Source organism: Streptomyces sp. NPDC055400 (assembly GCF_053644375.1).
In genome coordinates this window covers 121,283-138,441 of sequence record NZ_JBSHLM010000005.1, presented here as the reverse complement: position 1 = coordinate 138,441, position 17,159 = coordinate 121,283, and the positions used below count along the sequence as shown (strand labels likewise).

Annotated in this window: 19 protein-coding genes, 1 tRNA gene and 1 pseudogene; 12 read left to right on the top strand and 9 right to left on the bottom strand. The window is 69.8% G+C overall.

Going from position 1 to position 17,159, the window contains the following annotated elements; genetic code table 11:
• Positions 1-7 precede the first annotated feature (7 nt).
• From ACWIGU_RS14780 to ACWIGU_RS14770, 3 genes and pseudogenes are all read left to right on the top strand, one after another.
• Positions 8-1,345 carry an enolase C-terminal domain-like protein gene (locus ACWIGU_RS14780; RefSeq protein ID WP_454400834.1) on the top strand — a complete coding sequence of 446 codons (1,338 nt, stop codon included), beginning with the start codon at positions 8-10 and terminating at the stop codon, positions 1,343-1,345.
• Between the two features lie 60 nt (positions 1,346-1,405).
• Positions 1,406-1,479: transfer RNA gene (locus tag ACWIGU_RS14775), tRNA-Met, on the top strand.
• 144 nt (positions 1,480-1,623) lie between these two features.
• A pseudogene (locus ACWIGU_RS14770) lies at positions 1,624-1,917 on the top strand (DUF3533 domain-containing protein); the annotation flags it as partial.
• 34 nt (positions 1,918-1,951) lie between these two features.
• Here ACWIGU_RS14770 and ACWIGU_RS14765 read toward each other — a convergent pair.
• From ACWIGU_RS14765 to ACWIGU_RS14755, 3 genes are all read right to left on the bottom strand, one after another.
• Positions 1,952-2,128, bottom strand: a complete 177-nt coding sequence (locus ACWIGU_RS14765) for a hypothetical protein (RefSeq protein WP_165914507.1) — start codon at positions 2,126-2,128, stop codon at positions 1,952-1,954.
• A gap of 169 nt (positions 2,129-2,297) precedes the next feature.
• The gene (locus tag ACWIGU_RS14760; RefSeq protein ID WP_454400831.1) at positions 2,298-3,092 is read right to left on the bottom strand and encodes a hypothetical protein; all 795 of its coding nucleotides are present in this window, start codon (positions 3,090-3,092) and stop codon (positions 2,298-2,300) included.
• A 117-nt stretch (positions 3,093-3,209) separates the two neighbouring features.
• The gene (locus ACWIGU_RS14755) at positions 3,210-3,785 is read right to left on the bottom strand and encodes a hypothetical protein (RefSeq protein ID WP_454400829.1); all 576 of its coding nucleotides are present in this window, start codon (positions 3,783-3,785) and stop codon (positions 3,210-3,212) included.
• 317 nt (positions 3,786-4,102) lie between these two features.
• Between ACWIGU_RS14755 and ACWIGU_RS14750 the strand changes: the two genes are divergently transcribed.
• The gene (locus ACWIGU_RS14750) at positions 4,103-4,654 is read left to right on the top strand and encodes an HPP family protein (RefSeq protein ID WP_454400827.1); all 552 of its coding nucleotides are present in this window, start codon (positions 4,103-4,105) and stop codon (positions 4,652-4,654) included.
• Positions 4,655-4,760: 106 nt separating this feature from the next.
• Here ACWIGU_RS14750 and katG read toward each other — a convergent pair whose 3' ends face one another.
• Positions 4,761-6,992 (bottom strand): catalase/peroxidase HPI, encoded by a 2,232-nt coding sequence (katG, locus tag ACWIGU_RS14745; protein WP_454400825.1) that lies wholly within the window; start codon positions 6,990-6,992, stop codon positions 4,761-4,763.
• Between the two features lie 466 nt (positions 6,993-7,458).
• Between katG and ACWIGU_RS14740 the strand changes: the two genes are divergently transcribed.
• Positions 7,459-7,869: a Fur family transcriptional regulator gene (locus tag ACWIGU_RS14740; RefSeq protein ID WP_454400823.1), complete on the top strand. Its 411-nt coding sequence runs from the start codon at positions 7,459-7,461 to the stop codon at positions 7,867-7,869.
• Here the strand turns inward: ACWIGU_RS14740 and ACWIGU_RS14735 are convergent.
• Complete coding sequence (locus ACWIGU_RS14735; RefSeq protein ID WP_454400821.1) at positions 7,839-8,342, bottom strand: Ser-Thr-rich GPI-anchored membrane family protein; 504 nt, start codon at positions 8,340-8,342, stop codon at positions 7,839-7,841. The two genes, ACWIGU_RS14740 and ACWIGU_RS14735, sit on opposite strands and share 31 nt — an antisense overlap.
• A gap of 205 nt (positions 8,343-8,547) precedes the next feature.
• Between ACWIGU_RS14735 and ACWIGU_RS14730 the strand changes: the two genes are divergently transcribed.
• The 3 genes from ACWIGU_RS14730 (at position 8,548) to ACWIGU_RS14720 (ending at position 10,455) form a co-directional block, all read left to right on the top strand.
• The gene (locus ACWIGU_RS14730) at positions 8,548-9,327 is read left to right on the top strand and encodes an SDR family NAD(P)-dependent oxidoreductase (protein WP_454400819.1); all 780 of its coding nucleotides are present in this window, start codon (positions 8,548-8,550) and stop codon (positions 9,325-9,327) included.
• 115 nt (positions 9,328-9,442) lie between these two features.
• Positions 9,443-9,679 (top strand): chaplin, encoded by a 237-nt coding sequence (locus ACWIGU_RS14725; protein ID WP_454400818.1) that lies wholly within the window; start codon positions 9,443-9,445, stop codon positions 9,677-9,679.
• Positions 9,680-9,825: 146 nt separating this feature from the next.
• The gene (locus ACWIGU_RS14720) at positions 9,826-10,455 is read left to right on the top strand and encodes a TetR/AcrR family transcriptional regulator (protein ID WP_454400816.1); all 630 of its coding nucleotides are present in this window, start codon (positions 9,826-9,828) and stop codon (positions 10,453-10,455) included.
• A gap of 19 nt (positions 10,456-10,474) precedes the next feature.
• Here the strand turns inward: ACWIGU_RS14720 and ACWIGU_RS14715 are convergent, their stop codons facing one another.
• The gene (locus ACWIGU_RS14715) at positions 10,475-11,107 is read right to left on the bottom strand and encodes a TetR/AcrR family transcriptional regulator (protein WP_454400814.1); all 633 of its coding nucleotides are present in this window, start codon (positions 11,105-11,107) and stop codon (positions 10,475-10,477) included.
• An 83-nt stretch (positions 11,108-11,190) separates the two neighbouring features.
• On the opposite strand from ACWIGU_RS14715, the gene ACWIGU_RS14710 reads away from it, so the two are divergent.
• Positions 11,191-12,141: an aldo/keto reductase gene (locus tag ACWIGU_RS14710; RefSeq protein ID WP_454400812.1), complete on the top strand. Its 951-nt coding sequence runs from the start codon at positions 11,191-11,193 to the stop codon at positions 12,139-12,141.
• 100 nt (positions 12,142-12,241) lie between these two features.
• Positions 12,242-13,204, top strand: a complete 963-nt coding sequence (locus ACWIGU_RS14705; protein ID WP_454400810.1) for an ankyrin repeat domain-containing protein — start codon at positions 12,242-12,244, stop codon at positions 13,202-13,204.
• Between the two features lie 57 nt (positions 13,205-13,261).
• Here ACWIGU_RS14705 and ACWIGU_RS14700 read toward each other — a convergent pair whose 3' ends face one another.
• Positions 13,262-14,359 carry a haloacid dehalogenase-like hydrolase gene (locus tag ACWIGU_RS14700; protein ID WP_454400808.1) on the bottom strand — a complete coding sequence of 366 codons (1,098 nt, stop codon included), beginning with the start codon at positions 14,357-14,359 and terminating at the stop codon, positions 13,262-13,264.
• Positions 14,360-14,454: 95 nt separating this feature from the next.
• The gene (locus ACWIGU_RS14695; protein WP_454400806.1) at positions 14,455-14,586 is read right to left on the bottom strand and encodes a hypothetical protein; all 132 of its coding nucleotides are present in this window, start codon (positions 14,584-14,586) and stop codon (positions 14,455-14,457) included.
• A gap of 313 nt (positions 14,587-14,899) precedes the next feature.
• Here ACWIGU_RS14695 and ACWIGU_RS14690 point away from each other — a divergent pair, with 313 nt between their 5' ends.
• The gene (locus ACWIGU_RS14690; protein WP_454400804.1) at positions 14,900-15,772 is read left to right on the top strand and encodes a class I SAM-dependent methyltransferase; all 873 of its coding nucleotides are present in this window, start codon (positions 14,900-14,902) and stop codon (positions 15,770-15,772) included.
• Positions 15,773-15,778: 6 nt separating this feature from the next.
• Here the strand turns inward: ACWIGU_RS14690 and ACWIGU_RS14685 are convergent, their stop codons facing one another.
• Entirely contained in the window at positions 15,779-16,465 is a 687-nt protein-coding gene (locus tag ACWIGU_RS14685) for an SDR family oxidoreductase (protein WP_454400802.1), read from the bottom strand.
• 124 nt (positions 16,466-16,589) lie between these two features.
• Here ACWIGU_RS14685 and ACWIGU_RS14680 point away from each other — a divergent pair, with 124 nt between their 5' ends.
• Positions 16,590-17,150: a TetR/AcrR family transcriptional regulator gene (locus ACWIGU_RS14680; protein WP_454400800.1), complete on the top strand. Its 561-nt coding sequence runs from the start codon at positions 16,590-16,592 to the stop codon at positions 17,148-17,150.
• Positions 17,151-17,159: the final 9 nt, after the last annotated feature.

Below are 17,159 nucleotides of genomic sequence, written 5' to 3'. Positions count from 1 at the left end.
AACCGCAATGACCTTGAGCAAGCAGCCGACCGTCACCGCGTTCGCCGTGTATCCGGTCGCCGGCCGGGACTGCATGGAGCTGAACCTCTCCGGCGCGCACGGCCCCTACTTCACCCGCAACGTCGTCGTTCTCCAGGACTCGGAAGGCCGCACCGGCCTGGGCGAGGTACCGGGCGGCGAGAAGATCACCCAGACCCTGCGCGACGCCGAGTCCCTCGTGGTCGGCGCGAAGGTGGGCGACTACAAGCGCGTCCTGCGCGAGATCGGAGCCAGGTTCGCCGACCGCGACGCCGGCGGACGAGGCGCCCAGACCTTCGACCTGCGCACCACGGTCCACGCCGTCACCGCCGTCGAGTCGGCGATGCTCGATCTCCTGGGCCAGCACCTCGACGTCCCCGTCGCCGCACTCCTCGGCGACGGCCAGCAGCGCGACTCCGTACGGGTGCTGGGCTACCTCTTCTACGTCGGTGACCCCGGCCGCACCGACCTGGAATACGTCCGCGAACCCGACGCGGCCGTCGACTGGCACCGCGTCCGCCACGAAGAGGCCCTGACACCCGAAGCGATCGTCCGCCAGGCCGAAGCCGCGTACGACCGGTACGGATTCCGTGACTTCAAGCTCAAGGGCGGCGTCCTGGAAGGCGCCGAGGAGGTCAGGGCCGTGCAGGCCCTGAAGGACCGCTTCCCCGAGGCCAGGATCACCCTCGACCCCAACGGCGCGTGGTCGCTGCGCGAGGCGATCGAGCTGTGCACGCCCCTGTCCGGCACCCTCGCCTACGCCGAGGACCCCTGCGGAGCAGAAGGCGGCTACTCGGGCCGGGAGATCCTCGCCGAGTTCCGCCGCGCCACGGGCCTGCCCACCGCGACCAACATGATCGCCACGGACTGGCGCCAGCTCACGCACGCCCTGGCCCTCCAGTCGGTCTCCATCCCTCTGGCCGACCCGCACTTCTGGACCATGCAGGGCTCGGTCCGCGTGGCCCAGCTCTGCAACGCGATGGGCCTGACCTGGGGCTGCCACTCCAACAACCACTTCGACATCTCCCTCGCCATGGTGACCCACTGCGGAGCCGCCGCTCCCGGCGAGTACAACGCCCTGGACACGCACTGGATCTGGCAGGAAGGCCTGGAGCGCCTCACCACCGCCCCGCCCCGGATCGTCGACGGTGAGATCGCCGTGCCCGACGCCCCGGGCCTGGGCGTCCAGCTCGACATGGACCGGCTCCTCGCGGCCCACGACCTCTACAGGACGAAGGCCCTCGGCGCACGCGACGACGCCATCGGCATGCGGTATCTCGTCCCGGACTGGCAGTTCGACAGCAAGCGCCCGTGCCTCGTCCGCTAGCGCTCGGCGGGAACATGGTCATGGGGACCGGCTGCGATGGCGTACGGTGGTGTCTACCGACGCGGGGTGGAGCAGCTCGGTAGCTCGCTGGGCTCATAACCCAGAGGTCGCAGGTTCAAATCCTGTCCCCGCTACTGACGGTCAAGGCCCGGATCCTTCTGGATCCGGGCCTTGCTGTGTCCGGAGCCGATGCGGGATCCGGGCCCGGTCGCGTGGCGGGGTGGCCACACGGGCCGTACTGCTGGTGCAGGCACCTGGAACACCCTTGGTCGTACGTCCTCGGGCTGCCACCGCCGGGAGCGACCGTTCCGCTCGAGGCGGTCCCCGGCTTCTACCGCTTCCTCGGCATCTTCGAACCCATGAGGCAGCTCAGCGGCGGAGTCCGCTCCGTCCTCTTCTTCGACGCGCGAGCCGATGGCGGTCTCCTGCGCGCCTGGATCATGATCGCGGTCGGCTCCGTCGGCTCCGTCGGCTCCGTCGGCTCCGTCGTCTGCGCGGTCTTCGGGTTCGCGATGACCTGCTACTACGACTGCAAGGGGCTGCACGGCCTGACCCCGCAGCCGTCCGAGTGACTCACGCGGGGGATCGGCAGGTGAGGCCCGGGACTTACGCGGCCTTCACAACCTCGCCACGTATCGCCGCGGACCACTCGATGACGAGAACTTCGTACTCCCGGCGCTGCTCCGCGCTCAACCGGCCACCGCTGCACAGCATCAGGCAGCGAATCTCTTCGTTCAGATCGTCGGCGGACCGCACGGAACCAGGGATCGGAGTGGTGGACATGTGAAGAAGCCTAGAGGGTCGGTGTGACAATCGGCGTCGCTGTGGCGCGGGGCGGAGGCCGGGAGTTGCCCTGCGGTCGGCCCTGACCTGGGAAATCGGGCCTGGAGTCGGCCGCTCCGCGCGAAACTGTGACCTTGGCCTCACGTAGTGTCGCGGCACTCTGGGACGCTCAGGAGGACGAGTCGGTGTCCGCGTCCGTGTCGTCATGGCCGGGTTCGGGGCCGGTCGCCGGAGTGGTCCGGCGGGCCACCATGACGGTCAGGGTGATGACGGCGGTCACGGACACGGCGAGGCCGCCCAGGCTTGTGATCGCGCCGGAGATCCACTGCCACGACTGTTTGACCCAGGTGGTGCTGTCGCCGGGCGGGGCTGCCACCTTGACGTGGGTGGTCGCGGGCGGTTGCTCAAGGAGCACGGTGTCGCTGTCCCGGTAGTAGGCGGTCACCGTCACGGAGAGAGCGACCGTACCTGCCTTCTTGGCGCTCACATCCCAGAGCCACGTTGCCGTGTCCTTCTTGGAGATGACGTTCTGACGCTCCGACGACAGGGGTGTGCATCGCACTTGGGCACCCGAGCAGTGAAGTTTCACGCCGATCTCGGCGCCCGCGCTGGTCGGGGAGTGCGTTCCGTCGGGCCCGTCCGAGCGCCAACTGCCCAGGATCTGGGCCCGGAAGGGGAGCGGATCGCCGCCGGCCACCAGATGCAGTGAGCTCGTACTGGTGCGGACGAGTTCGCCTTTGAAGAGCTGCTGCCGCGCCTCGTCGATCTCGTCGACATAGGTCTGCTGTTTGCCCGCGCCGGGGTTGCCCTTCCCGGGTTCGCCGCCGCGGCCGAGGAACAAGAACAGGCCGGAGACCAGAGCGATCAGAACCGCGAGCACCGGCCACGGGAAGCAGCCCGAGCCAAGGCTCATTGCGACCGGTGCCGGAGAGCGCGGCGGCTGGGGCCCCTTCTGTTCGGCCATGGCTCCCTCGTCCCCCGTACGTGTCGATCGCTCCCCGGCCCGCCTCCGCAGGTGTCACCATGGTCACTCAACTCCCTTGTATGACGCATGCGTTCAGTCAGATCCTTGCCCGTATCGTCATGGGCGGCCGGCATCGCCGAAGAGGTGGACCTGGGGAGCGAAGGCCCGTACGGCCCGTTCGAGGCGTGCGGTGTCCACCCTGCACAGCACCATGGAACGGGCGGACTCCGTGGATCCTCTGAAGGCCTCGACGAAGTCGGGATCCACGTACGCAGTCAGATAGGCGTCGATCTCGTGCAGTGCGCCGGACGTGGTCCGCTCCCGTCGCGGGGCGGGCCCGCTGTGGTGACGCACCGTGAGCTCGGGGATCCGGAGGCGTCCACGCCCCCGCGCGCCGTCGGAGAGGCTGACGGACACGATCTCGGACCAGGGAAAGAACTGCGGTCTACGGAAGAACGGCAGGCGGCCCAAGGCGATGCCTTCGGGGCCGATACGCGCAGCGGTCAGTCGGAGCGTGGCGGGCGGCACGACCAGCGCCACGTAGGGCGCGAGGATCAGCTCGATGTGGTCGTTTCCCGGTGGTTCGACGCCGGGGACGAATCCCGCGCCGATGAGCAGGGCGAACGCCAGAGCCACCCATGCCGGGGCGGTCCACCCGTAGCGGATCTCGTAGGCAGCGCCCGGCTCGTCCATGGGGCGGATGATCCCGTGCGCCACAGGTCGGCTCAACAAGGTTGCGGTCAGGGTCTGTTCAGGGCGGGGCAAAGCTGCCGTGGCTCTGAGGCGGTGTGACCTGCGAGGGGCGGTGCAGCGCTCGGGGATTGTGGTCGGCCCCCTGCCTGGCGCGCACGGCCCGACAGGTAAAATCTTCGCTGGACTGCGCCCGCCCCACCGGACAGGCGCAAGGTCAGTACCACTGTTGATCACAGAGGTGTGCTCCGCGCAGCTACGACCGTTCCTTCTCCCGTCGTCCTGCCGGCCGAGAGCCGCCTGCCCCAGAAAACGTCACCGTGAGCACTGATTCCGTGCTGCGCCAGCAGCCCACTCCCGCCCCCGACTCGCCCCGAACGCCGCGCCGAGTCGGCAGGGCGCCGGCCCGGCCCACCGCGGCGGCGGCCCTCCACAGCATCAGCGCGGTCACCGCGGTCCTGCTCGGGCTGGTGGCGATAGGCGCGATGATTCACGAGCCGGTCCTGATACCGCCGCTGGCCGCGAGCGCAGCCCTCGTGCACAGCGCACCCAGCCTGCCCCTGGCCCAGCCCCGGAGCATCGTTCTCGGCCACCTGCTCGGCGCCGGGGCCGGTTACGCGGTCCTCGCACTCACGGACAGCAGCCCGTGGACGGCGGCACTGGCGGGAGGCTTCACGCTCGCCGCGACGATGCTCGCCCGTACCCCGCACGCGGCGGCCTGCGCCACCGCCGTCATCGTCGTACTCCAGACGCCGGCCCCCGGCCGCTTCGTGCCGCTGCTGTTCGGCTCCACCGTGCTGCTCGTGCTGACCGGCTTCGCGGCCTCTCGGGTACGGCGCGGGGCGCCGAAGTACCCCGCGTACTGGTGGTGACCTCCGGGACCCCCCTGGCGCCGGACCAGCCGGAGCATTGATGCGGAAACGCGGAAGTCCAGGCCGGCCCGGTGCGGGCCGACCTGGACTTCGCGATCATGCCTGATCAGGAGAGGTCGAACCGGTCCAGGTTCATGACCTTGTCCCACGCGGCGACGAAGTCCTTGACGAACTTCTCCTTCGCGTCATCGCTCGCGTAGACCTCCGCGACCGCGCGCAGCTCGGAATTCGAGCCGAACACGAGGTCGGCACGGGTGCCGGTCCAGATGACCTTGCCCGAGGCGTCACGGCCCTCGAAGGTGCTCGCGTCGTCGGCCGTCGCGCTCCACGTCGTGTCCAGGTCGAGGAGGTTGACGAAGAAGTCGTTGGTCAGCGACCCGGGGGTCGTGGTGAGGACGCCGTGCGTCGACTGCCCGTAGTTCGCGCCCAGGACGCGCAGGCCGCCGACGAGGACCGTCAGCTCGGGCGCGCTCAGGTCGAGCAGGTTCGCCTTGTCGACGAGCAGATACTCGGCCGGCAGACGGTTGCCCTTGCCGAGGTAGTTGCGGAACCCGTCGGCGGACGGCTCGAGCGCGGAGAACGACTCCACGTCCGTCTGCTCCTGCGTGGCGTCCGCGCGCCCCGGCGTGAAGGGCACCTGGATGTCGGAGCCCGCGTCCTTCGCGGCCTTCTCGACGCCCGCGGCACCCGCGAGCACGATCAGGTCGGCCAGCGAGATCTGCTTGCCGCCGGACTGGGCGCTGTTGAAGGTCTGGCGGACCCCCTCCAGCGTGCGCAGCACGGCCGCCAGCTCGTCGGGCTGGTTGACCTCCCAGCCGGCCTGCGGCTGGAGGCGGATGCGCGCGCCGTTCGCGCCGCCGCGCTTGTCGCTGGCGCGGAAGGACGAGGCCGACGCCCAGGCCGTGGACACGAGCTGAGAGACCGTCAGGCCCGAGGCCAGGATCTGGTCCTTGAGGGCGGAGACGTCAGCGGCGTCGACGAGCGGGTGCGTCACCGCGGGCAGCGGGTCCTGCCACAGCAGCTCCTCGCTCGGGACCTCCGGGCCGAGGTAGCGCACGATCGGGCCCATGTCGCGGTGGGTCAGCTTGAACCACGCGCGGGCGAAGGCGTCCGCGAACTCGGCCGGGTTCTCGTGGAACCGGCGCGAGATCGGCTCGTACGTCGGGTCGAACCGGAGCGAGAGGTCGGTCGTGAGCATCGTGGGGGCGTGGCTCTTCGACGCGTCGTGGGCATCGGGTACGGACCCCGCGCCCGCGCCCTCCTTCGGCCGCCACTGGTTCGCGCCCGCGGGGCTCTGGTAGAGCTCCCACTCGTAGCCGAAGAGGATGTCGAAGAAGGTGTTGTCCCAGGTGGTCGGGGTGTTCGTCCAGATCCCCTCGAGACCACTGGTGATCGCGTCGTCACCCTTGCCGGTACCGAACGCGTTCTTCCAGCCGAGGCCCATCTCCTCCATCGGGGCGGCCTCGGGGGCCTCGGCGACGGACTCCGCGGGGCCCGCGCCATGGGTCTTGCCGAAGGTGTGGCCGCCGGCGATCAGGGCGACCGTCTCCTCGTCGTTCATCGCCATCCGGCGGAACGTCTCGCGGATGTCGCGGGCCGCGGCGAGCGGGTCCGGGTTGCCGTTGGGGCCCTCCGGGTTGACGTAGATGAGGCCCATCTGGACCGCGGCGAGCGGGTTCTCCAGCTCACGGTCGCCCGTGTAGCGCTCGTCGCCGAGCCAGGTGGTCTCGGGACCCCAGTAGACGTCGTCGTCGGGCTCCCAGGCGTCGACCCGTCCGCCGCCGAAGCCGAAGGTGTCGAAGCCCATCGTCTCCAGGGCGACGTTGCCCGTGAGGATCATGAGGTCGGCCCACGAAAGGTTCTTGCCGTACTTCTTCTTGACCGGCCACAGCAGACGGCGGGCCTTGTCCAGGTTTCCGTTGTCCGGCCAGCTGTTGAGCGGGGCGAAGCGCTGCTGCCCGGTGTCGGCGCCACCGCGGCCGTCGCTGATCCGGTAGGTGCCGGCGCTGTGCCACGCCATGCGGATCATGAACGGGCCGTAGTGGCCGAAGTCGGCGGGCCACCAGTCCTTCGAGGTGGTCAGCACCTCCGCGATGTCCTGCTTGACCTCGGCGAGGTCGAGCGTCTTGAACGCCGCGGCGTAATCGAACTTCTCACCGAGCGGGTTGGCCACGGCGGGATTCTTGGCAAGGATCTTCAGGTTGAGCCGCTGCGGCCACCACTGGCTGTTCGCGCCGTTGCCCTGCGTCGGGTGCGGGGCGCTGCCGTGCACGACCGGGCAGCCTCCTCCGTCCTGTGTTTTCGCGTCTGTGACGATCGCATCTTGGTTCTCAGACATTGGGAATCCTTCCGGACGGGGCGGATCACATTGCTCAGGAACTACGGCGGTGGAACGGGTGGGGCGCGGGCCCCGTGGATCGCCTCAGCCTCGTCGATCCAGACGATCGAGACAGGGGTGTTGAATGAGCGGATCGTGTCGATCGCGAGGCCGCGGTCTTCCGGGACAGTTCGACACTACGACTCAAGGTGAGGCGAAGCGGTACGAATTCGGCCGCGTCGAGTGCGCGGTGGGCCTCAAGCGGCGTGGAGAGGGCGACGACCGACGCGCGATCGCGCGCCCCTCGGAGCTGATCAACTTCTGTCTCCTGCCGCACTGGAGTCTTCCTGTCCCTTGGCTATCGCCATAACCGATCCTACGATGGACAGAATCCAAGTCAAGAAGTGCACCAACCGCATTTCCGATGGGACCGGGAGTGCGCCGGTCAACCTCGGGTATCCCACCCAACCTGAAAAGGTGAACCGATATGAGTGGCCTGCTTGAGCGATTGCGGGGACGTGGCTGGCGGATGACCTCTCAGCGGCGCGTCGTGGCGGAGGTTCTCGACGGTGATCATGTGCATCTCACGGCCGACGAGGTGCACGCCCGCGCGGTGCAGCGGCTGCCCGAGATCTCCAGAGCGACCGTGTACAACGCGCTGGGCGAGCTGGTCGCGCTGGGCGAGGTCATAGAGGTCTCCACTGACGGCCGGGCGAAGCGCTACGACCCGAACGCGCACCGGCCGCACCAGCACTTGGTGTGCTCCGGCTGCGGAATCATCCGCGACGTCCATCCGACCGGCGACCCGCTGTCCGGCCTCCCAGTGCAGGAGCGCTTCGGCTTCAGAGTGTCCAAGGTCGAGGTGACCTACCGAGGGCTGTGCCCCTCCTGCGCCTGAAGCCAGCTGAGCGGCGAGGCGATCTTTTCGGAGCCGGAGCCGGAGCCGGAGCCGGAGCCGGAGCCGACGGCCGGGTCGCCGGCTGGAACCGGGCCCACCTTGAAGGGGGCGCTGTAGCCGCGTACACCCGTGTCCCGGGTCGTGACCTCGACGGTGTAATCGGCGCCGTCCGGCACCGGGGGCACCGCCGCGACCAGCTCGGTCTCCGGTTTGCTGCTCGCTTTCGAGGCCAGCTTGAACAGGCGCTGCGCCCCGCCGTCACCGTCGCCCTGCGTCAGCCAGACGTCGACCTCCTGTCCGGTGTCGTTGTGCCACCGCACGAAGAGACTGCTGTCCACGGGGTGCACGGAGTCGGCGGCCGGCGACGTGACGGTGACCGTGGCATCGGGCGGTTCGGAGACCGCTGAGGCCGCCGGACCGAACCAGGCGAACAGGGATGCGGCGGCGACGGACAGGAACCTGGTGCGGAGCATGTGACGACCTCGTTCCGATGGCGGGAGGTACGGCCATACCCCTCCCACATGTCCTCGGCGGCGAACGGGCGGGCCCGCAAGCTTCACCCCATGGGGTGCCGCTTCTCTGAACAATCTGCCGGTGCGGCGATGAGTTTCGGCGGACGATGAGTCCTATGAAACAGCGGACGCACGCGGCGTCCGGCCGAGGAGAGGACGACGCCCCATGCTCACGGACGCGCTGAAGGACAAGGTCGCGGTCATCTACGGCGGAGCCGGCTCCCTGGGAGCGGGTGTGGCGCGGGCGTACGCGGACGCGGGCGCGCGGGTCTTCCTTGCGGGGCGTACGGAGGAGACCCTGCGGAAGGCTTCGGCCGAGGTGGGCGCGGAGTACGACGTCGTCGACGCGCTGGACGAAGCGGCCGTGGAGGCGCAGGCTGACGCGGTGGTCGAGCGGGCCGGCCGGATCGACATCTCCTTCAACCTCGTGCCGCGAGGCGACCTCCAGGGCATCCCGCTCACGGAGATGTCCGTCGACGACTACACGCGGCCGGTCGTGCAGGGCATCTCCTGCCAGTTCATCACCGCGCGAGCCGCCGCCCGGCGCATGGTCGACCAGGGCGGGGGAGTGATCCTCTCCCTCGACAGCGGCTCCAAGAACGGCACCCCGATGCTGGGCGGCACCGGCGCCGCCGACGGCGCGATGGACGCGCTGATCCGCCAGCTCGCGCAGGAGCTCGGCCCGTCCGGCGTGCGTGCCCTGGGCATCTGGACCGCAGGTGTCGCGGACACGCTGACACCGGAGAAGCTGGCGGGGGCCGGCGCCCCGGACATGGACGAGGAGGCCCTCCAGGGGGTACTCGCCCACCTCGACAGCCTGCGTATGACGAAGCGTTCACCGAGGATCGCGGACATCGCCGCGCTCGCGACCTTCCTCGCATCGGACGCGGCCTCCTCGATCACGGGTACGTGGATCAACGCGACGGCGGGGATGTTCCCGAGCTGACCGCCTCGCTGCGCCGGGTCGTCGCCACGCCCCCGATGGGTGCAATGAATCGCGCGTGGCGGGTGAGGGGGGTGTTATTGGTCCGGAAGTACCGTCATCTCACTCGAGGAGAAGAATGCGTATCCGGACCTTTATCGTCACTGCCGCTCTGGGCGCCGCCACCGTCCTCGCAGGAGCCGGCGTGGCCAGCGCCGACAGCGACGCGGACGGCTTCGCCGTCAACTCGCCCGGTTTGATCGCCGGCAACGTCGTCCAGGTACCGATCGACATTCCGATCAACGCCTGCGGCAACTCGGTCAGCGTCATCGGTCTGCTGAACCCCGCGCTCGGCAACCACTGCTCCAACGACTGATCTGACGCCGGAGCACCACGGCTGGGCCCGCCCGGGAACTCCTGGGCGGGCCCAGTTCCGTACCGGCCCGGCCGCTGCACCATGACTGGCCTCGCGGCTTCCGCGTAAAATGGACCAGCAGGTCCACAGCGGCAGCGAGGGAATCCATGAACTCCAGCGGGACGACGGCAGCGCGCCTCACCGCGAAGGGTGCCGCCACCCGGCTGCGCATCGTCAAGGGTGCGGCCGCCGAGATCAGGGAGCGGGGCGCCGCCACGACCACGCTCGACGACATCCGCGCCCGCACCGCGACCAGCAAGAGCCAGATCTTCCACTATTTCCCCGGCGGCAAGGACGAGCTGCTCCTCGCCGTCGCCGCCCTGGAGGCGGAACGGATCCTGGAGGACCAGCAGCCCCACCTGGACGACCTCGGCCGCCTCGACACCTGGCAGGCGTGGAGCGACTGGCGCGACGCGGTCGTCCGGCGCTACGAACGACAGGGCGTCAACTGCCCCTTGGGCGTGCTCATGACCGAGCTGGGCCGCAGAACGCCCGCCTCGCGGCAGCTGACCGGGCAACTGCTCGCCCAGTGGCAGTCCGCGCTGAGGGACGGTGTGCGGTGCATGCAGGGCGGTGGGCGGATGGACCCCGCGCTGGACGCCGACCGTACGGCGGCCGCCCTGGTCGCCACGGTGCAGGGCGGGGTGGCCGTCCTCATGGCCACCGGCAGCATCGCCCATCTGGAGGCGGCGCTGGACACGACGTTGGAGCTGCTGGGCCGGTTCGACGCGGAGTGACCCACCGGCCCCGTCGCCCCTAAGGGTGCGCCTTCGGCCGCACGGCGTCGACGACCAGGTCGAGCAGCCGGCCCGTCTGCTCCGGCGTGTTGCTGTTGGCGGCCGTCGACAGGAACGCTCCGAGGACGATCGCGGTGACGTCATCCGGGTCGACGTCCCCGCGCAGCGAGCCCGCTTTCGCTCCCGCGGTCAGGATCGTGCCGATCGCGGCCGTGATCCGTTCGCGCGTGGTCGGCGTCGTGATCCGTCCCGAGGCCCAGCCGGCGCGCAGCGTGTCGATCATCCCGCGCTTCGTCGCCGTGAACTTCGCGTAGTTGTCGAGCCAGGCGCGGAGCGCGACATCGGGCGGGAACTCCTCGAGCAGCGCGGGGGCGCTCGTGGTGACGGCGTCGAGCTCGGCGGCGTAGACGGCCTCGACGAGCGCCTCGCGCGTGGGGAAGTGGCGATAGAGCGTGCCGATCCCGACACCTGCCTCGCGGGCGATGCCCTCCAAGGCGACGGTGCCGTCGGCGGCGGCGAAGACTGCCCGTGCTACAGCGACGAGGTTCTCGCGGTTGCGCCGGGCATCGGCGCGCAGGGGGCGTTCGCCGCGCTCGGCGGGTTGAGGCGTGTCTGCGGGCGCGCCGGTGGGCGTCGGTTCCGGCGGAGTCAAAGCGGAGGTCCCTCCGGTAGTGCTACCGTCGATAGAGCGGAGGTTCCTCCGCTTAGCCAATCGTCCCACAGGAGCGACTTCCTATGACGACCGCCGGCACTCCCTCTTCCGCTTACGACACCACGGCCACGGGCGCGGCACGCCCCGGCGGCCCCGGACAGCTCGCGGGCCGCACGGTCTCGCGCGTCGGCTTCGGAGCGATGCAGCTCGAGCGACTGCGCGACGATCGCCGCGCCGGACTCGCCCTCCTGCGCCGGGCCGTCGAGCTCGGCATCGACCACGTCGACACAGCCCACTTCTACGGCAATGCCTTCGTCAACGGGCTTCTGCGCGAAGCGCTCCGCCCCGAGGACGGCGTACTCGTCGTGAGCAAGGTCGGCGCTGACCCCGATCCGGGCGGTCGCATCCCCCTGCGCCCCGCGCAGCGGCCCGAGGAACTCCGGGCGAGCGTCGAGGACAACCTCACATCCCTGGGTGTCGACCAGGTCCCTGTGGTGAACCTGCGGCGGCTCGACTCCGGACCCGGGATCCGGGCCGAGGGCGACCAGGTGGTCGACATCGACGACCAGCTCGCGGCCATGACCGCGATGCGCGACGAGGGCATGATCGGCGCGATCGGACTGAGCAGCGTGACGGCCGAGGGCCTGCGCCGGGCGATCCCGGCGGGCATCGTGTGCGTGCAGAACGCGTACAGCCTCGTGGCGCGCGACGACGAGACCATGGTGGAGATCTGCGCCGCCGAGGGCATCGCCTGGGTGCCGTACTTCCCGCTCGGCGGCGCGTTCCCCGGCATTCCGAAGGTGACGGAGGAGCCTGCGGTCCTGGCCGCCGCGCAGTCCCTCGGCAGGACGCCGTCGCAGGTCGGTCTGGCCTGGCTGCTCCAGCACTCCCCGAACACGCTGCTCATCCCGGGGACCGCGGACCCCGATCATCTCGAGGCCAACATCGCGGCGGGCGCGATCGCACTCGACGAGGCCATGGTCGCCTCCCTCGACGCCGTTTCGTCGCGCTCGGCGGACGTGCCCCTCGGCTGATCGACCGCGGCAGGGCCCGCGTTGTCAGACCCCTCTGCCATGGTGTTCGTGCGGGGGCGGTGCGACGAACTGCCCGTGCAAGCACTGGAGGGGGCGGACGATGGCAGAGGTCAGCAGCGGCTGGGCCGGCATGAGGTGGGACGACTGGCGGGACGCCGACAACGTCCGGCGGCGCCTCGATCGGGGGGCCGATCCCGAAGTCTGGGGCGGAGGACGGCCCTTGCACCGGGCGGCGGCCTTCGGCTCACCGGAGGTCGTGGCGGAACTGGCGCGACGCGTACGGGATGTGGACGCGTTCGACGCCGGTACGACCGCGCTGTGGGAGGCGGTCATCGGGAACCGGCCCGACAACGCAAGGGCGTTGGCCGCGGCCGGGGCCGATCCCTGGCGACTCCAGTTCGGCGGTTGGTCGCCCGGCCGGATCGGCCTGGCCGGTCCGACACCGGACCTGTTCCCGGTGCCCGAAGGCGAACGCGGGCTGACCGAGGCGGAGCGCACGGTGGCCCGGGAGGGCAGACGCCTCGTCGAGGCCCTGGGCACCTTCCACTACGAGGGCACGGGCCTCGCCTGCGTGGCCGGGATCGACGCGCAGGAGGCGATCCGCCGCCTGGACGCGAAGCCCGCGGAAGACGAGGACCTCGAAGAACTCCTGGACGACCCCTACGCCTATGACATGGACGAGAGCCTCCAGATCATCGGCGTGACGACCGTGCCAGGAGGGTGCGTCGTCACCCAGCCCTGGGGCTACGCGCCCCAGATGCCGGGCGTCATGACCGCGCTGTCCACCGGCACCTACGCCTACGGCCTGTACGCCAACCCCAAGAGCGGCAACCAGGGCATCATCGCGCGCGACGGGGTCATCGAAGGTTCGGACCTCCACCCAGGCGGTGGGCCGGACCACGGCGACACGTCGGAAGAAGTCCTGGTCTCCTACCTCTTCCACTACAACGCGGTGGCATACTCGTGCGCTTATGCGGGCCTGCGCCTGACCGACGCGCGCGCCGTCACAGGCCCGCCGGACACGTGGGTCGAACTGCCGCAGCGCGACTACTGGACGACATGACGCAGGGACCGCTCCCCGCTCTTCTCCCCCCTGTGACCGACCGCGTCCCGGCCGGCGTCAGCGGATCTGCTCCGGCGTCACCGTCAGCCACTGCTTGTCCGCCGTGACCTTCTGGCCGAGCTCCTTCTGCCGTTTCGCGCCCGCGGCCTTCATACCGTCGATCTCCTTCATGTAGCTGTCCTTGCGGTTGACCCACACGCGCACGCCGCCGTGCTCCACGTCCGTCGACCGCAGCAGCATCGGGCCGTCGCTCTTCGGGGTGTCGCCCGCGGCCAGGACGGGCTTCTGCCAGGCGTCGATATACGTGCTGATCGCGGCGGGCTTGCCCTCGTACCAGGTGGCCGGCGCCCAGAGGGTGGGCGTCAGTTCACGGTCGGCGAGCTTCGCCTGGTCGTAGTGGCCGGCCGCGATCTCCTTGCGGGAGCTGGTCACTTCACCCGTCTTGCGGTCCTTGAGCAGGGCGGAGACGCCGAGTACGTTCTCGGGCCGGACGCCGTAGCCGTACTTGGGGTCGGCGAGCACCATCCGTACGAGGTCCTCACTCGCAGCGCTCACCACGTACACCTTGATGCCGTGCTTGCTCAGCGTGCGGTAGAGCTCCTGCATGCCCGTCGAGAACTGCGGCGGCTTCGCCCCGCCCGGCAGCGGCTTGTCGTAGGCCAGCAACTCGTCGATGTAGCCCTTGAGTTGCTTCAGCGTGAAGCCGGAGAAGATCTGCGCGGCCCACGGGTACGAGACCTGGTCGTCGATGTCGCACAGACGGGCGTAGTACTCGGTCAGCGTCTCCTTGTGCGTGGCCGTGTCCTTGAAAGGAATGATCTTCAAGGACGGGTCCATGGTGTCGCGCGTCAGGACGCCCTTCATCCCCAGGAAGGGGAGCAGGGCCTCTTCGAGGTCGTTGCGGTACGTGGTGTTGTCCGCGTCGAAGACCGCGTACGCGCCCTGGTGGTCATGCGCGGCGATGACCTTCGCCAGCTTCTTCGCCACGGGCGCCGGCCAGTGCTTGAGCTCCGCCGCCACGGCACGCTGCTGTGCGCCGTCCGCCGCCGTGGCCTCGGTGTCCGGCCACAGGGCGCCCGCGGCGACCACCGCGCCGGTGAGGGCGCCCGCCGCTCCGAGGAGGACGGGCTTCTTGCGCATCGGGTGTCTGTTCACGGCGCGCCATGCTAGGGCGAAGCACGCGGATTACCCATGATCGAAATCATGGAGTGGGGATGCGGGGCGGGGGTAGGCGCCCCCACTGTCCGTTGTCATTCGGACGCCGTCGGGGTCTGCGGCGGTGGGACGGTCCAGGTGGTGTCCGTCGCCCACCGCTCGGCCGCGGCCATCAGGATCTCGGTGGCGGTCGCCTTGATCTGTCCGTGGTCGAACAGGCCGGGCACACTCGCCCCCAGCCGCTGCTTGGAACGCTCCCCATGCCCGCCGTGCCGGCTCGTCGGCTCGCAGATAGTCGCGGAACAGGAGCGCGTAGCGGGCGTTGGGCCCGGTGTTCTCCCGGAGACACCCATGGTCGCACGCAACTTCCGGGCCAACTGGTCGAATTCCAGGGGCCACTGCGGCCGGTAGTCGACGACGGCCGAGGGGCTGACGACCTCATCGGGAAACGGGATGCGACGAGACGCTGCCGGCAGCCGGACGTGGAATCATCGGCTCGCCGGACATGTGCGTGAACTCTATGACGGGCGGTGGGCGGGGATGGGGGGTCGATGGGAGTGGGACGACACCCTGTTCGCAGGCACCGCTCGCTACTACCGCCTCGGGCGACTGCCGTACGCCCCCGGGCTGGCGGACACACTCGCCGGGGTTCTGAGGCTTGACGGGCGCGGGAGGCTCATCGATGTCGGATGCGGACCGGGCGTCATCGCCCTGAGCCTGGCGCATCTGTTCAGCGAGATCGTCGGCGTGGACCCGGACGGCGGGATGATCTCCGAAGCCACGCGAGAAGCCGACGGTCAGGGCGTGGCCGGGAAGACGCGGTGGGTCCGGGCCAGGGCCGAGGATCTGCCGGCAGGCCTCGGCACGTTCGACGTGGCGACCTTCGCCCAGTCCTTCCACTGGATGGACCGCGACCGGGTCGCGGTCATCATCAGGGGCATGCTCCGGCCTGGCGGGGTCCTCGCGCACATCTCCGACCTGAAGACGCAGAGGGAGACGGACACGCGCGCCGTCGATACGCTTCCGCACCCGGCAGTGCCCTGTTCGGCCATCGACGAACTGGTGAAGCAGTATCTCGGACCCGTCCGCCGGGCCGGTCGGGGCGTGCTGCCGCACGGGACACCGGGCGGCGAGGCGGCCGTGCTCACGCGGGCGGGATTCTCCGGACCACAGCACCACGTCGTGCCAGGCGGACAGCTATTGGAACGCACCGCTGACAACGTGGTCGCAGGCGTGTTCTCGATGTCGTTCTCGGCGCCGCACCTGTTCGGCACGCGCCTCGACGCCTTCGAGAGGGACCTGTGCCAACTGCTGCGGGATGTCTCCCCGTCGGGCCGGTTCTCGGAGCGTCAGCCGGGCACAGAGATCTTCATCTGGCGCAATGACCCCCGCTCGGCCACGGCCGGGAGGTGATCGGCCTCATGCCGGATTCAGTGCGGTGGCCAGGCTCAGCTTGACCTGTCGGGTGACTTCGTCGGCGAGGATTTCGGGGAGGCCGTCCGCCACGGCGTTGAGTGCCGAAGCCGCCACATCCGCGGGGTCGACCTTCTGGTCGGCGGGGACGCCGGCTGCCATGTCGGTGTCCATGTACGCCACGTGCAGAGCGGTGACCGCGATGCCGCGGGGGGCCAGTTCCTCGCGTACCGCGTTCGTCTGCGCCCATGTGGCGGCCTTGGTCGCCGCGTAGGAGCCGAGACCGGCCGGGTGCAGCCAGGACAGCGCGGAGAGCACGTTCAGGACCGCGCCTCCGCCGTTGCCCTCGATGACCGGGGCGAACGCCCGCGTCAGGGCGAGAGGCCCGAAGAAGTTCGTCTCCAGCTCGAGGCGTACGGCGTCCAGTTCGCCGGTGATGAGGGTGGTGCCGGTGGAGATCCCGGCGTTGTTCACGAGCAGGGTCGTGTCGGATGCGATGCGAGCCGCCTCCCGGATCGACCCCGCGTCGGTCACGTCCAGGCGGAGCGGGGTGGTGCCCGCCAGGTCCACGCTCTCGGGGTGCCGCGCCGCCGCGTACACCTTCGCTCCGCGCTGGACGAGCTGGTCGGCCAGATGGCGGCCCAGCCCTCGATTGGCCCCGGTGACGACCGCGACCGCGCCCTTGAGTTCCATGTCCGCTCCCAGCGATTCGGGGGCCCGGTGTCCGGGTCCCGGCAATTAGATTACATACTCAATCTAAACAGCGTCTAGGATAGATGGCAACTGACATCCAATGGGGGGAATGGGGAGGTGGCCCATGGGCCGCGTATCGCAGGCGCGGGCGCTGGAGAACCGTGAGCGCGTCGTGGAGAACGCCTCCCGGCTGTTCCGGGAGAAGGGGACGCACGTCAGCGTTGCCGAGCTCATGAAGGCGTCCGGCCTGACCCATGGCGGGTTCTACAAGCAGTTCGCCTCCAAGGAGGCGCTCGTGGACGAAGCTACCGCCCACGCGTTCGACGAGCTCACTCGGCGTCGCGCGGACGGCCTCGAGCAGAGTGACGGGCAGCGCGATGCCGCGCAGCAGGCGTTGATCGACGGCTATCTCTCCGTCGCGCACCGCGACAACTCGGCGGACGGCTGTCCCGCCGCCGCACTCGCCACGGATATGGCACGCGGGTCGGGTGACCGTGAGGCCCGCCGTGTGTACAGCGAGGGAGTCGGCGACTTCGCCGACTGGCTGGCCACCGAGGACCAGGACGGCATGGCCCGGCTCTGCACGATGGTCGGCGCGCTCGTCCTGGCCCGCGCCACCAGGGAATTCCCGGTCTCAGAGGAGATCCTCACCGCCGCGCGCGAAGCGCTGACGGCAACCGATTGACGGAAGCGC

Coding starts and splice junctions, on each gene's coding strand:
- ACWIGU_RS14780 (WP_454400834.1), top strand. CDS start 8: ATGACCTTGAGCAAGCAGCCGACCGTCACCGCGTTCGCCGTGTATCCG.
- ACWIGU_RS14765 (WP_165914507.1), bottom strand. CDS start 2,128: ATGTCCACCACTCCGATCCCTGGTTCCGTGCGGTCCGCCGACGATCTG.
- ACWIGU_RS14760 (WP_454400831.1), bottom strand. CDS start 3,092: ATGGCCGAACAGAAGGGGCCCCAGCCGCCGCGCTCTCCGGCACCGGTC.
- ACWIGU_RS14755 (WP_454400829.1), bottom strand. CDS start 3,785: ATGGACGAGCCGGGCGCTGCCTACGAGATCCGCTACGGGTGGACCGCC.
- katG (WP_454400825.1), bottom strand. CDS start 6,992: ATGTCTGAGAACCAAGATGCGATCGTCACAGACGCGAAAACACAGGAC.
- ACWIGU_RS14740 (WP_454400823.1), top strand. CDS start 7,459: ATGAGTGGCCTGCTTGAGCGATTGCGGGGACGTGGCTGGCGGATGACC.
- ACWIGU_RS14735 (WP_454400821.1), bottom strand. CDS start 8,342: ATGCTCCGCACCAGGTTCCTGTCCGTCGCCGCCGCATCCCTGTTCGCC.
- ACWIGU_RS14730 (WP_454400819.1), top strand. CDS start 8,548: ATGCTCACGGACGCGCTGAAGGACAAGGTCGCGGTCATCTACGGCGGA.
- ACWIGU_RS14725 (WP_454400818.1), top strand. CDS start 9,443: ATGCGTATCCGGACCTTTATCGTCACTGCCGCTCTGGGCGCCGCCACC.
- ACWIGU_RS14720 (WP_454400816.1), top strand. CDS start 9,826: ATGAACTCCAGCGGGACGACGGCAGCGCGCCTCACCGCGAAGGGTGCC.
- ACWIGU_RS14710 (WP_454400812.1), top strand. CDS start 11,191: ATGACGACCGCCGGCACTCCCTCTTCCGCTTACGACACCACGGCCACG.
- ACWIGU_RS14705 (WP_454400810.1), top strand. CDS start 12,242: ATGGCAGAGGTCAGCAGCGGCTGGGCCGGCATGAGGTGGGACGACTGG.
- ACWIGU_RS14690 (WP_454400804.1), top strand. CDS start 14,900: ATGGGGGGTCGATGGGAGTGGGACGACACCCTGTTCGCAGGCACCGCT.
- ACWIGU_RS14685 (WP_454400802.1), bottom strand. CDS start 16,465: ATGGAACTCAAGGGCGCGGTCGCGGTCGTCACCGGGGCCAATCGAGGG.
- ACWIGU_RS14680 (WP_454400800.1), top strand. CDS start 16,590: ATGGGCCGCGTATCGCAGGCGCGGGCGCTGGAGAACCGTGAGCGCGTC.